7 protein-coding genes are annotated in these 14,055 nt (G+C 43.6%); 5 read left to right on the top strand and 2 right to left on the bottom strand.

What is annotated here, in order from left to right:
* Window positions 1-143: 143 nt before the first annotated feature.
* Together CHA01nite_RS08680 and CHA01nite_RS08685 are read right to left on the bottom strand one after the other, a co-directional pair.
* On the bottom strand, window positions 144-1,598 hold the full coding sequence (locus CHA01nite_RS08680; RefSeq protein ID WP_146940925.1) for a hypothetical protein: 1,455 nt from the start codon (window positions 1,596-1,598) through the stop codon (window positions 144-146).
* Between the two features lie 151 nt (window positions 1,599-1,749).
* Window positions 1,750-2,049 (bottom strand): helix-turn-helix domain-containing protein, encoded by a 300-nt coding sequence (locus CHA01nite_RS08685; RefSeq protein ID WP_146940926.1) that lies wholly within the window; start codon window positions 2,047-2,049, stop codon window positions 1,750-1,752.
* A 183-nt stretch (window positions 2,050-2,232) separates the two neighbouring features.
* On the opposite strand from CHA01nite_RS08685, the gene ccoN reads away from it, so the two are divergent.
* The 5 genes from ccoN to CHA01nite_RS08710 all read left to right on the top strand — a co-directional run bounded on the left by ccoN (window position 2,233) and on the right by CHA01nite_RS08710 (window position 14,005).
* Window positions 2,233-4,512, top strand: a complete 2,280-nt coding sequence (gene ccoN, locus CHA01nite_RS08690; protein WP_146940927.1) for a cytochrome-c oxidase, cbb3-type subunit I — start codon at window positions 2,233-2,235, stop codon at window positions 4,510-4,512.
* A 15-nt stretch (window positions 4,513-4,527) separates the two neighbouring features.
* Window positions 4,528-5,415: a cbb3-type cytochrome c oxidase N-terminal domain-containing protein gene (locus CHA01nite_RS08695; RefSeq protein WP_146940928.1), complete on the top strand. Its 888-nt coding sequence runs from the start codon at window positions 4,528-4,530 to the stop codon at window positions 5,413-5,415.
* Window positions 5,416-5,692: 277 nt separating this feature from the next.
* The gene (locus tag CHA01nite_RS08700) at window positions 5,693-10,726 is read left to right on the top strand and encodes a translocation/assembly module TamB domain-containing protein (RefSeq protein WP_146940929.1); all 5,034 of its coding nucleotides are present in this window, start codon (window positions 5,693-5,695) and stop codon (window positions 10,724-10,726) included.
* Window positions 10,726-13,053, top strand: coding sequence for a translocation and assembly module lipoprotein TamL (gene tamL, locus CHA01nite_RS08705; protein ID WP_146940930.1), 2,328 nt, complete (start codon window positions 10,726-10,728; stop codon window positions 13,051-13,053). Before CHA01nite_RS08700 ends, tamL begins: the two co-directional genes overlap by 1 nt.
* Window positions 13,054-13,069: 16 nt before the next feature.
* Window positions 13,070-14,005, top strand: coding sequence for a YihY/virulence factor BrkB family protein (locus CHA01nite_RS08710; protein ID WP_146940931.1), 936 nt, complete (start codon window positions 13,070-13,072; stop codon window positions 14,003-14,005).
* Window positions 14,006-14,055: the final 50 nt, after the last annotated feature.

Consider the following 14,055-nt stretch of genomic DNA (forward strand, 5'->3'; position numbering starts at 1 on the left):
CTGAGGCAAAAGTATTTGGGCACAGCGTCAAAACTCGTCGCATTAAAATTTATTTTTAAAAAATTTCTGTTATGGACATAAAAAAAGACGGGGCAATCAAATTGAAATTGATTGCCCCGCCTTGGGTAAGCCTTTAATCCGCTTTATTTCTTACACTTGCCGTATTCGGTGATGATGCCGATCAGGTTGTCCTGGTTTTTAAGATCCAGGTTGTTGTTCTTTAAACTTTCGGAAACCGGTTTGCAGTCTTTCAGGTAATCGGCCAGTTTCAGGGATAGCTTTTCGCTGGACCGGTTATCGATCATCTGCCCTTTCGGCTGGATGTCGGTTTTGATCACATATTTCTGAAGCTCCACCGGATCCTGAAGAAGCATAATTTTATTTTCTTTTGCCACCAGACGGTAGAAATAATAGTTGTTGCCGTGAAGCGCTCCGTAATTCTGCAGTTTTTTCATCAGTTCTCCTTTTACATCCAGTCCGTAATAGCAGTCTTCGCCACCGTTATACGGTACACAGAAACGGATCCCCGAATCCGCGTTGTAGGTTTTTGTTCCCATTCCTCTTGGCAGGCTGGTTTTCAGGGTTACGCGCTGCCCGAACAGATCGGCGCCTTCCGACGGCAGCTTCTGGCCGGTTCTTTCGGTATCCAGCTGCTCGAACCAGATGGTAATCAGGCCTTCGGTCTTTTTGCCGGAACGGTCCACCACATATCCCGGAACATCATACAGGTTGATGCTGCGGTCTACGGCATCTTTTATTTTGGCCTGCTGCAGTTCCTGGTTTTTCTGGTACGCCTGGTGCCCCAAAGTATAGCCTTCCGCGAAAAGATAAGTAACGAATTCGTTCATAAAAGCATAATCCGAAGGTGCATACGTCCGTGGGGAAGGATACGTAAATTCATTGTTGTCGAACGTCTTTACAACATAGGTTTTAATGCCCCGGTTGCTCTGGTACAAAGTCGCTACGCGGATTCCGTCCAGGTCACGCACCTCCAGGCAGGGGTTTGCAGAACTGAAGCCGCAGTTGAACATCGACGAATAGCCGATGATCTTCGCCGGATAGGATCCGTTATTCACCAGGATCTCCCCTTTCGAGCCGATTCTAGGATTGTAGATGGACCGGATGTTGCTCAGCGTACTTTGCCGGTCATTCTCCGCAGCGATGCTTCCGGCTTTGGCCTGAAGGTATTTGTCGCCCAGGTTTTCGCGTTTCACATCGAAAAAGCGGTTGATCTCTTCCGTATTTAATCCTTTATCCGTAAAGAAATTATATTTTACGCCCAATTGATGGGCAATAATTCGGTCTACTTTAAAAGAAGTTACCAGTACCTCGTAAGGAATCTGGGTTGTGCGTCCGTCCGCGGATTTCATGTCCAGGTAATATAAAATTTCCTGTCCACTCAGCGCTACGCCTTTCAGGTCCAGATCAAAAGCTTTCTTATCATCGAGGGTATATACTTCATAATGGTTCCGGTAAGGCGATTTTATTACGGCTACCTCCTTCTCGTTGTAGAGGACTTTGTCCTTCTTTATTCCGATTTTCTGACACAAAGCCAAAACAGGAAGTGTAAAGCAAAATAGTAAAAATAGTCTTATCATATTGTATCAATTAATCATCGGTGAAAATAGGAATTTATATCCAATAAATAATTCATTGAAAAATGAAAAATCATAGATACTGTTATGATAGGAAAGACCGGTAAAAGTTAAAGGATGTTAATGAAAATATATAGAATATAAATTAAAGATATTACAACAGCTCTTTCGGAACCTCAATCCCGTTCTTCTTCATATATGCAACCAGTTCGTGGTACTTGTCTTCAAAATCGTTGCCGCATTTATGAGAGATGCTGCAGATATCGGAGGGCTTGATTTCTAAAATATCCGAAATTTTAGTCAGGATCTCCAGATTGATCTTCACTTTGGAATTCTCAATATCCGAGTAAGCCTTCTGGGAAATCCCCATCTCGAAAGCCATGTATTCCTGCGTAAGGTCTTTGCTCCGCCGGATTTTCCTGATGTTCTGCCCGCATATATTCAGCTCTTTCATTTTAGTAGTTTTCGGTATATTTTAGAAGGATATCTATTAGAATTCCACAAAGTTAGTAAATACCTTTGTCAAAACATTACGACACCGCATGATATTTCTGTCTTCTGACGGTTTGGGTTAAAATTTTACTTAAAAAATCCTGCTTCCAGAGACCAATATCAACTCAGTACAACACATAGAATTATGGAGACGCAACAATTTAAGTATGACAATAATATTGTCAGAGCATTCCTCTATGCCACCATCGCATTCGGCCTGGTAGGATTCTTACTCGGACTTACCGCCGCCCTGATGCTTTTTTATCCCGAACTGCCGGAATTCCTGTTCGGAACCGATGACACCACAATTAAAAGTTTAACTTCAGGAAATATCCAGGGACTCATCAATACCCAGGGCGCCATGGGCTTCGGGAGGATCAGGATGCTGCACACCAGCGCCGTGATCTTCGCCTTTGTCTGCAACTCGTTTTTCTGCGGGGCCTATTACAGCATGCAGCGGCTGCTGAAAACCAGAATGTACAGCGATACCTTATCCTGGATCCACTTCTGGACCTGGCAGATCATGATTGTTTCCGTAGTGATTACCTTTTTAATGGGAATCAATACGTCTAAAGAATATGCGGAGCACGAATGGCCTATCGATATTTTAATTACCGTTTCATGGGTGATCTTCGGGATCAATATGTTTGGGACGATTGCGAAAAGAAGAGTGCGCCATCTGTATGTAGCCATCTGGTTTTATATGGGAACGTGGCTCGCCGTGGCGATGCTTCATATCTTCAATAACCTGGAAGTTCCGTTATCGTTTACCACCTGGAAATCCTATTCCATCTACGCAGGCGCAAAAGATGCTTTGGTACAATGGTGGTACGGCCATAATGCGGTAGCCTTCGTACTGACAACGCCTGTTCTCGGCCTGATGTATTATTTCTTACCGAAAGCCGCCGACAGGCCTGTATTCTCCTACAAATTATCCATCATCCACTTCTGGTCGCTGATCTTCGTTTACCTTTGGGCAGGACCGCACCATTTGCAGTATACCGCGCTTCCGGCCTGGGCCCAGGCGGTGGGAACCGGATTTTCCATCATGCTGATCGCACCATCGTGGGGCGGAATGCTGAACGGGCTTCTTACCTTACGGGGAGCCTGGGATAAAGTAAGGGAAAACCCGATCCTGAAATTCTTCGTCGTAGCTGTTACCTGTTACGGGATGGCCACTTTCGAAGGTCCTCTTTTAGCGACTAAATCTTTAAATAAAATCGGCCATTACACCGACTGGGTGATCGGCCACGTGCATATCGGTGCCTTAGGATGGAACGGGTTCATGGCCTTCGGGATCGTTTACTACCTGATTCCGGTGATGTGGAGAACGGAAATCTGGTCTAAAAAATTAGCCAACTGGCATTTCTGGCTGGGAACCCTGGGAATTATTTTCTACGCCGTACCGATGTACATTTCAGGATTTACCCAAGGGCTGATGTGGAAGCAGTTCAACCCGGACGGAACGCTAGTTTGGAAAAACTGGCTGGATACCGTAACTGCGATCATTCCGTACTACAAAATGCGTTTCTTGGGAGGACTTTTCTATCTGTCAGGTGCCATACTGATGGTGGTGAATGTGATAAAAACCATTAAAGCAGGTTCATTCCAGAAAGACGTTCCGGCGGAAGCTCCGGCACTGGCCAAAATCGGTTCCGGAAGAAAAGAAGGCGAAGGGCTTCACCTGTGGATCGAAAGGACCCCGAGAATTATGGCCATCCTGGCGTTTATTACCGTAGCGATAGGAGGTCTGGTGGAAATTATCCCGACCCTGACTTTAAAACAGAGTGTTCCGACAATTACCGCCGTAAAACCGTACTCGCCGCTGGAACTGGAAGGACGGGACCTGTATATCCGGGAAGGCTGCAATGCCTGCCATTCGCAGATGATCCGCCCGTTCCGTGATGAAATCGTAAGGTTTGAAGGGAAGAACGGGCAATATTCCAAAGCGGGGGAATTCATTTACGACCGGCCTTTCCTGTGGGGTTCCAAAAGAACCGGCCCGGACCTGCAGCGGGAAGGCGGAAGAAACCCGGATTCTTGGCACTTCAAACACATGTACAACCCGAGGATTACCTCAGCAGGCTCCATCATGCCGCGCTTCCCATGGCTGATCAGCAATACGCTGGACCGGACCCAGACGGTAAACAAAATGAAGCTGATGAAAAATTACTTCGACGTCCCTTACACCAAAGCTGAAATCGATTCCGCCAACCAATGGGCAGATAACCAGGCCAGCGGCATCGTGAAAAGGATCTATTCCGAAGCGAAAGACGTCAGAGACCAGATCGAAAAAGATAAAACGGCCAAAGGAGCTTCTTTTGTTCCGCTGGAAAAAAGGGAAATCGTAGCAATGATCGCTTACCTGCAAAGGCTGGGAACCGATATCAAAACCACTCAGATTCAAACTGCCAGTGCTGAATAATTTAAATGAATTAACATGAAAACAAGAACACCCATTTCCATCTATATCCTCGTCACGGCAGGTCTGGCGATCATGGCATTTGAAATGTTCGCCCCGGATTCAGGATATTTTTCTTCACCCTTTTTCTGGGGACTGATGCTGGTTGCAATTATTCTTCTTCTCATCCTGAATTCCATCGGGGATCTGATCGAGAACGAGAACTTTAAAAAACTGTCGGACGAAGAAAAGGCAGAATTTATAAAAAACAAAAACACGCCTTATTTTCAGAAACTCTGGAATTCCGCCTTCAGGAAACAGTCGGCGACGGAGGAAAAAGACCTCCTGATCGATCATGGTTTCGATGGCATTACAGAACTCGACAATTCGCTTCCCAAATGGTGGATCGGCCTGTTTTACTTCGGCTGTATCTTCTGTGCGGTTTATCTTACGGCTTTCGCCTTTACTGATTATGCGCATCCGGAGGCTGAACTCAACAGCGATACCAAAATAATGCTGGCTTCCATTGCGGAATTTGAAAAAACAGCCCCTCAGATCACATTGGAAAACGCAAAATACAGTGCAGACAACATCGCAGAAGGTCAGGAATTATTTAAAACCAACTGCGTTACCTGCCATGGTGAAAGTGCGAAAGGCGGAATAGGACCGAACTTAACCGATACCCACTGGATCAACGTCAAACAGAAAAGCCTGTTCAAGAACGTGATCTGGATGCTGGAAAACGGTTCGCCCAACAATCCGGCCATGCGTCCCATGATCAAAGAAGGAACCATTACCGGAAGGGATGCCGAAAAAATTGCGGCTTATATTTACCACATCAACCAGGAAAACCCGCCCGTTACCGTAGCCAAAGGCGGTGCCGCTCCGCAGGGAGAGGAAGTGAAATGGGAAAACGGAAACGAATAAAACATTTTTATCTCAACATATAAACCATGCCATGCCCTCTTTTTTAAATTAAACTTCATTTTACGCAACCTTTTCAACAGAGAAAATGATTAAAAAAGAGGGCTTTTTAAACCAAATCCATGCTTTGACTGCCTCCATCAACTGATTCACTTGACAATTAACTAAACTAAATTCCATTAGCAGGCAGTCAAGGCAGGATTTTTGTATTCCAAATGGGTACCATAACATCTAAACAGTACAGAAAGTATTATTATATTTGTTTAAACCCAATCACACTTTGAAACTGAAAATCAACACCCGAAAACTCTTCAAGCGTTTTGCCATTACCATTATATCCATTTTGGTATTTTTTACGTTAATTATCCTCAGCTTAAGACTTCCGGCCGTTCAGAATTTTGTTAAAGACAAGCTGGTCGTATATCTTGAAAAGAAAATCAAAACCAAGGTCAGCCTCGAAAGGGTCTACATTGGCTTTCCGAACAGCCTTATCATGGAAAACCTTTATTTAAAAGGTCAGAACATCGATACCCTTCTTGCGGTAAAAAAACTGGATGTCGGCCTGAATATGACAAAGCTCCTCAGTTCCACGGCAGATATTACATCAGTAGATCTGGAAGGTGCCAGAGCCAATGTAGTAAGAAAACCAGACGGCACCTTTAATTTCGATTATATTCTCGATGCTTTTGCCACTACCGACACAGAGGAAAGCCCTTCAAAACCTTTCATTATTTCTCTGGATAAAATTAAATTAAAAGATATCGGGGTTACGTTTAACGACCAGCAGTCACGAAACGACATCCAGCTGTATTTCAAATCCTTTGATACCCGGGTACAGACTTTCGATCTTCAGAACAATAAGTATGCGATCAACGACATCAATCTGGACGGATTAAAACTGAAGCTGAAACAGGATCTTATCGAGGAAGTTTCAGGTAAAGTTGAGAAAAAAGTAGATTCCCTGAACAATAAAAAGCCGATGCAGCTTGGTCTCAAAGGAATTAAACTGACGAACTTCAACATCGATTACGGTGATGACAATACCAAAACTTTTGCCAAGGTTTTATTCAAAGAGCTCAGCACAAAAGTAAATAAACTTGACCTTCAGAACAACGCTTATGATGTCGGTAACGTTATCCTTTCAGGAGCAAATATCAATGCCAACCTGTATCTTCCTGCCAAAGATGCCAATCCGAAAGATACTAAAGATGCCGAAACCAAAACTGCAGACCAACAGAAAGCCTTGGCGGTGCTGCTTGGAAAACTTGTATTGAATGATGTGAAAGTGGTCTACAACAATACCGCCATTGCCCCGACGCGACAGGGAATGGATTTCAACCACCTGAACTTTTCAAAGCTGAATATCGAAGTAAAGGATTTCAAAATGCAGGACAATACCTTCGCGGGAAGCGTCAATTCAGCGGAAATACAAGAAGCCAGAGGTTTGAATATTCAGAAATTCAATACGGATTTTGTTTATAACCAGAAAGAAGCCTATCTAAAAGATTTATATTTACAGACCCCAAAAACTGTTTTGCGGGATGAGGTGGTGTTAAATTACAATTCCATCGAACAGCTAAGCTCCAATCCAGGTGCCGTACAGGTTTCTGCCAATATCGAAGATTCCAGAATCGGGTTCTCCGATATCCTGAACCTTGTTCCGACCCTGAGAAATACAGCACCTTTCAATAAATATCCGAATGCTATCGTTAACGTGGATGCCAATGTAAAAGGAAGCGTAAACGACCTTCTGATCAATAAGCTTAAAGTTTCCGGACTGGATCAGTTGCGGGTTGCCGCTTCGGGAAGGGTAAAAAATGCTATGAACCCTGATAATTTGTATTATGATTTAAGAATTGCCGAACTGTCTTCATCCGCCAGGACTATCTTTAACCTTGTTCCTAAAAATACCATTCCATCCAATATCTCCCTGCCTTCGCAGATGAGTATCAAAGGAACGGCAAAAGGTACGACCAAAGTGGTAAATGCCAATCTGAACCTCTACTCTACTTTAGGAAATGCTTCCATGGATGCCAACCTGGATATGCGCAGAAAAAACAGGGAGCTTTACACCGTAAAAGCTAATCTACAGGGATTGCAGATCGGAAAAATCATCCAGAATAAAGACATCGGACCTATCTCTGCACAGATCTATGCCAAGGGAGAAAGTTTCGATTTCAAAAATGCCAACGCTGACCTGAAAGGCCACGTCGCTTCCGCTGTATACAAAGGATACCGTTATCAGAATATGAACCTGACCGGGAAAATAAGAAGAGGCGCATACGATGTTGTTTTAAATTCCAAAGATCCGAACGCCAATTTATTTTTAACGGCTTCCGGAGTTTACAATGAGAAAAATCCTACCGTAAAAATCAACGGGAACATCAATAAATTAGATTTAAACAAATTAGGATTCTATAAAGACCCGATGATCCTCGCCGGGAAAATTGACGGGGATTTTAAAAATCTTGACCCGGACAACCTGAACGGCTATCTGAATCTAAAAGATTTTGCTTTTTCGGATACCAAAGAAATCTATCCGATCCAGGAAGTTAATCTGAAAGCCTCTTCTACAAACGACTCTACCAATATTGTTCTCAACTCGCAGATTGCCGATGTGGAATTAAGGGGAAAATATAAACTGACCCAGATCTTCGGGGCTTTATCCAATACCGTTAACCAATACTATCAGTTCCAGAAACCGGGGAAAATGCAGAAGATCCAGGGCGGACAGTTTTTTACCTTTAATGCAAAAATTAAAAATGACGATCTGATCCGGAAGTTTGTTCCCGAGCTGAAAAGTTTTGAAACTATTAACCTTAACGGAAATTACGATGCCGATTCGCAGAAAATAGAAATCGACGGACAGATTCCACGGGTGCTGTACGGTGAAAACTCCATTGAAAATGCCACCATCAGGGTAACCAATCAAAATCAGGCTTTACAGTACAATCTGTATGTGGGCGGCTTGAAAAGCTCGAGTTTTGCCCTGAATAAAGTGGGTATCGAAGGAGATGTTGCCAACAATACCATCAATTACAACATCACCACAAAGGATCAAAAAGACGTGACCCAGTTCCTGATCGCAGGAAATGCAAAATCCCTGAATGACATCACTGAAATTTCACTAAATCCTAATGGTTTAAAATTAAATTATACTGATTGGACCGTAGCTGAAAACAACAGGATCCAGATCGGTAAAAACGGAATCCTGGCCGATAATTTCAGGCTCTCCAACGGTGGTAGTGAAATCTCATTACAGTCGGAAAGTCAGACCGCAAATGCACCGCTGAATGTTTCATTGAAAGATTTCAGGATCGAAACCATTATGGAGCTGGTTAAAAAAGATACGGTCTTAGCCAGAGGAACCATCAACGGAACCGCACAGCTGAGAGATTTAACCAAAAAATTGACGTTTACTTCCGACCTTAATGTTTCGGATCTGATTGTCTATGGAAATCCGGTTGGAAATCTTGCCGTAAAAGTGAACAATACCTCGCCGAATCTCCTGAATGCAAATATTGCACTTTCCGGAAACAACAATGATGTAAAAATTCTCGGCGACTACAATACTTCCACAAGTACCTTCGACATGAATATGGCCATTAACCAGCTTCAGATGAAATCCGTACAGGGATTCTCGATGAATGCGATCACCAATACCGAAGGCTATATCTCCGGAAACCTAAAGATTACCGGCACCACCGCCAAACCGAATATTTTAGGTAAGGTAAAATTCAATGATGCAGGACTCGAAATTGCCAAAACGGGAAGCGATTTCAGAAAGCTGAATGATGAAATCGATTTTACCAGCCGTGGTATTGAATTCAACGATTTTAAAATTAATGATAAAGACGGAAATTCCCTGAATATTGACGGTCAGGTTTTAACACAGACCTACAGGGATTTTGCTTTCAATCTTGATGTGAATGCAAAGGACTTTAAAGTGGTCAATTCCGAAAAATCCAACGAAGCGATTATGTATGGGGTCCTGTCCATCGACGCCGGTTTAAGGATCAGAGGAAACCTGGATCTGCCGAAAGTAGATGGTAGACTGGCCGTTACGGACGATACTGACTTTACCTTTGTCCTGCCCCAAACTTCCCCTACCCTGCAGGAAAGAGAAGGCATTGTGGAATTTATCGATCAGGATCAGGTTGCTTTAAATAAAACCATCAAAGCAGATTCCATCAGTTCGCAGACCCGAATGAAAGGAATGGATGTAAGTGTGAACATCGAGCTCAGCAAGGAAGCCAAACTGTCACTGCTTATTGATAAAGCCAACGGGGATTTCGTAAAACTACAGGGAGAAGCGGAACTGACCGGTGGTGTGGATCCTTCAGGAAAAACCACACTGGTCGGCGTCTATGAAGTGGAATCCGGAAGTTACGAAATGTCGGTAAGCGTCCTGAAACGTAAGTTCGACATCCAGAAAGGAAGTACCATTACCTGGACCGGCGAACCGACCACCGCCAATCTGGATATTACGGCCGTTTATAAAACCGAGACGGCGCCGATCGACCTGGTGGAACAGCAGATCAGCGGTGAGGCGGCCTCTACTTTAAACCAGTTTAAGCAGAAAATTCCTTTCAACACGTTGCTGATTATGAAAGGGGAACTGCTGAAGCCTGTGATTACTTTCGATATTACAACCGATGAAAAGAACAATGCGGTTTCTTCCAACGTGACGGATATTGTCGATCAGAAACTGTCGCAGCTGAGAACCCAGGAGTCCGAAATGAACAAACAGGTTTTCGCCCTCCTTCTTCTGAACCGTTTTATAGGGGAAAATCCGTTCCAATCCGGAGCCGGGACCTCCGGGGAAATGCTGGCCCGTCAGAGTGTGAGCAAGATTCTTTCGCAACAGCTGAATAATCTGGCTTCCGACCTGATCAAAGGCGTAGACCTTAATTTTGACCTTGAATCTTCCGAGGATTATTCCACCGGAAATAAAAATACAAGAACCGACCTGAATGTCGGACTCAGCAAAAAACTGCTGAACGACCGTCTGAAAGTTTCGGTAGGAAGCAATTTTGCCCTTGAAGGAGATGCCCGCCAGAATGAAAACATGACGAATATTGCGGGGGACGTAACCGTAGATTACAGCCTTTCCCGAGACGAAAGATATATGCTGCGTGCCTACCGTAAGAACGAATACCAGGTGGCTCTTCAGGGGCAGATCGTGGAAACCGGATTAGGATTCATCATCACGCTGGATTACGACAAATTCCGGGAGATCTTCCAAAGATCCAAAAACAACAGGCAGAAGGAACAGAAAAAAAATAAGCAAAACCAGGTTGTAGAATTTAAATAATGGACAAAAATTATCAGACTTATTTCAGATATATACTTACTTTCGGAATGGCTTCGGTTGCACTTTCCTGTAGCAACACGAGGTTTCTGAAAGAAGGACAGATGCTGTATACCGGTGCGGAAGTAAAGATTGAAAACGATACCCTTCCTAAAAAAGAAAAAAAGGAACTTCAGAGTGCTCTTGAGGCCAATCTTACACCAAAACCCAATTCGTCGTTTTTAGGACTGCGGCCTAAACTGTATTTTTATAATATTGCCAAAGAGCCTAAGAAAGAAAAAGGCTTCAATTACTGGCTGAAATATAAAATAGGTGAAAAACCTGTTTTGCTGGGTGATGTAGACCGTGAATTCAACAAAGATATCATCGTTAACTATTCGGAGAACAAAGGCTATTTCAATGCACAGGCCACCTACGATACCATTTCTAAAAACAAAAAGGCAAAGGTGATCTACACCGTAAAACCGGGTGCCCGGTACCTGATCAGCGAAGTAAAGTTTCAGAAAGATTCTTCTCTGGTGAACCAGGAAATGCGGAATACTTCAGACCGGACCCTGCTGAAAAAAGGAAATCCTTTCGATCTGGATGTCATTAAATCCGAAAGGGAAAGAATTGACAACCGGTTAAAGGAAAGAGGTTTTTATTATTTCCATCCGGATAATATTATTGTGCAGGCCGACAGTACCGTAAGCAAAAACCATAAAGTTGAACTGAGTGTAAAGCTGAAGGATAACACCCCGGAGGTTTCAACGGAGCAATTCAGTATTGATAAAGTAATCGTTTTCCCTAATTATAACCTTCAGGATGTAAAAAAAGGAAAGTACAATGTACCGATGGATGCTGATTCGCTGGAGAAATACAAGCACAACGATATTTACGTTATTGATCCCGAGCATAAGTTCAAACCGAAGATTTTCGACCGGGCTTTATACTTTAAAACGGGAGATCTCTATAACCGGACCAATCATAACCTTACGCTGAACCGGCTGATCAGTTTAGGGGTCTTCAAATTTGTGAAAAATGAATTTATCGTTTCGGATTCTTTACAGCACAGATTTGATGCGTATTATTTACTGACCCCGAGACAGCTGCAGTCACTCCGATTGGAAACCCTGGGAAGAACGAATTCAGCCAACTATGCCGGGAGCGAAGTAAACCTTAACTGGACCCACCGGAATTTTTTCCGCGGTGCCGAGCAGTTTAAAGCTTCGGTGTACGGCGCCTTCGATTTTCAGATCGGCGGACCGGAGAATGCTAAGAATATTTTCAGGACCGGGGCCAATGCGCAGCTTTCCATTCCAAGGATCGTAGCACCGTTCAGGTTTAATTCTTCCAGTGCTTTCGTACCGAGAACCAATATTTCCTTAGGCTACGAATTCCAGAACCGGACGGAATATTACTCGCTGAACACCTTCACCGGCTCATTCGGGTACGTATGGAAAGAGAATGCAAGGAAAGAGCATGATTTGAAGATCCTGGATATTACCTATGTTTCCCCGGCCAATGTCACTCCTTTATATGAAGAGAAAGCGGCCAAAAGTGATGCCATCAAAAGAGTTGTTGAAAGACAATTGATTTTTGGTCCGATCTATTCTTACACATATACCAATACCATGCTTCCTAAGGCCAATACCTTTTATTACAAAGGGACATTGGATCTGGCAGGAAATTTAACCGGCCTTTTAACCGGTGCCAATGTAAAAAAGGATAAGGAAAAAAGTATTTTCGGGGTTCCGTTCAGCCAGTTTGCCAAGATTGAGAATGACTTCCGGTTTTACCATAAGTTCAATGAAAAAACATCTCTCGCTACGAGGGCTATTGCCGGCATTGCCTATCCTTACGGGAATTCGGAACACATCCCTTTTTCCAGGCAGTTTTTCTCCGGGGGAAGCAACAGTGTACGGGCCTTCCGCGCCAGAACATTAGGACCGGGAAGCTTTGATCCGAGAACGATTCAGGAAGGTTATTACTTTGATCAGTCGGGTGATATAAAACTTGAACTGAATGCCGAATACCGTGCCAATCTTTATAAGTTTCTGAATGTGGCAGTCTTTGCAGATGCCGGAAATGTCTGGTTAGTTAATGAGGACACCGATCGGCCGGGGGCAAAATTCTCCAAAGATTTTTTAAGCGAAATCGCGGTAGGTGCCGGTGTCGGTCTGAGACTTGATTTCTCAATTTTGATTTTAAGGCTGGATCTTGCGATGCCGCTGAGGGTTCCTTATTACGAAAAAGGTGACCGCTGGGCTTTCGACCGGATTAATTTCGGCGACTCCAGCTGGCGGAAAGATAATCTTATACTAAACATTGCCATCGGCTACCCTTTCTAATGTAAATGATAACAAAATGATGAAGCGTATTAAATTTTTCTGGGAGACACTAAAAGAAACCTTTACGCAGTGGAACAATTCCTCTGCTTCCAATGATTCCGCGAGCCTGGCTTATTATGCAATTTTTTCCATTCCGGGTTTACTGATTATCATTATCTGGATTGCAGGGAATTTTTTTGGTGAAGAAGCCATCCGTGGGGAAATCAGCAGCCAGATCAGCGGGATTATGGGACAGGATGTTGCCAAAAGCATCCAGGATATGATTGCCGGAGCACTGATTGATAAGGAAAATATTATTATGAAAATTATTGGAATCGGGTCATTGATCTTCGGTTCCACTACTTTATTTTTCCAGCTTCAGCATTCACTTAACAGTCTGTGGGAGGTAAAAGCGGCTCCTAAAAAAGCTTTTGTTAAATTCCTGATCGATCGCGCCAACTCATTAGGACTGATCCTGATCATCGGATTTCTATTGATGGTTACCATGCTGCTTTCTTCGCTTATCAGTATTCTGAATGACTGGATTACGGCTTATTTTGGTTTGGAAACATATATTCTGGTACAGTTTATTAATTTCAGTGTCGGCTTCCTGATAACGATGCTGCTGTTTGCTTTAATGTTTAAATTTTTTCCGGACGTACGGATCCGGTGGAAACCGGTCTGGAGCGGTGCTTTCTTAACGGCTGTCCTGTTCACTCTGGGGAAATTTCTTTTAAGCCTCTACTTCAGCAAAGCGCAACCGACTTCAGCTTTCGGAGCTGCCGGAACAGTCATCCTGGTGATGTTGTGGATCAATTATTCCTGCATGCTGATCTTTTTTGGTGCTGAATATACCAAAGTGTATGCCCAGCGGAAAGGATTCAGTATTATCCCTTCGAAACACGCCCAGTGGAGCGACGCAAAATTGTATGAGGACAGTTTAAGAGAGAAGATGGAAAGGGAAAATGTATAGCTTAAGCTTGAAGATGGAAGTTGGAGGTGGAAGTTTTTTAATCAATATTT

Source organism: Chryseobacterium hagamense (assembly GCF_007991455.1).
GTDB classification, from domain to species: Bacteria; Bacteroidota; Bacteroidia; order Flavobacteriales; family Weeksellaceae; genus Chryseobacterium; species Chryseobacterium hagamense.

Excerpts from the sequence above, each read along its gene's own strand:
- tamL (WP_146940930.1), top strand. The coding sequence starts at position 10,726 with ATGGACAAAAATTATCAGACTTATTTCAGATATATACTTACTTTCGGA.
- CHA01nite_RS08685 (WP_146940926.1), bottom strand. The coding sequence starts at position 2,049 with ATGAAAGAGCTGAATATATGCGGGCAGAACATCAGGAAAATCCGGCGG.
- CHA01nite_RS08710 (WP_146940931.1), top strand. The coding sequence starts at position 13,070 with ATGATGAAGCGTATTAAATTTTTCTGGGAGACACTAAAAGAAACCTTT.
- ccoN (WP_146940927.1), top strand. The coding sequence starts at position 2,233 with ATGGAGACGCAACAATTTAAGTATGACAATAATATTGTCAGAGCATTC.
- CHA01nite_RS08680 (WP_146940925.1), bottom strand. The coding sequence starts at position 1,598 with ATGATAAGACTATTTTTACTATTTTGCTTTACACTTCCTGTTTTGGCT.
- CHA01nite_RS08695 (WP_146940928.1), top strand. The coding sequence starts at position 4,528 with ATGAAAACAAGAACACCCATTTCCATCTATATCCTCGTCACGGCAGGT.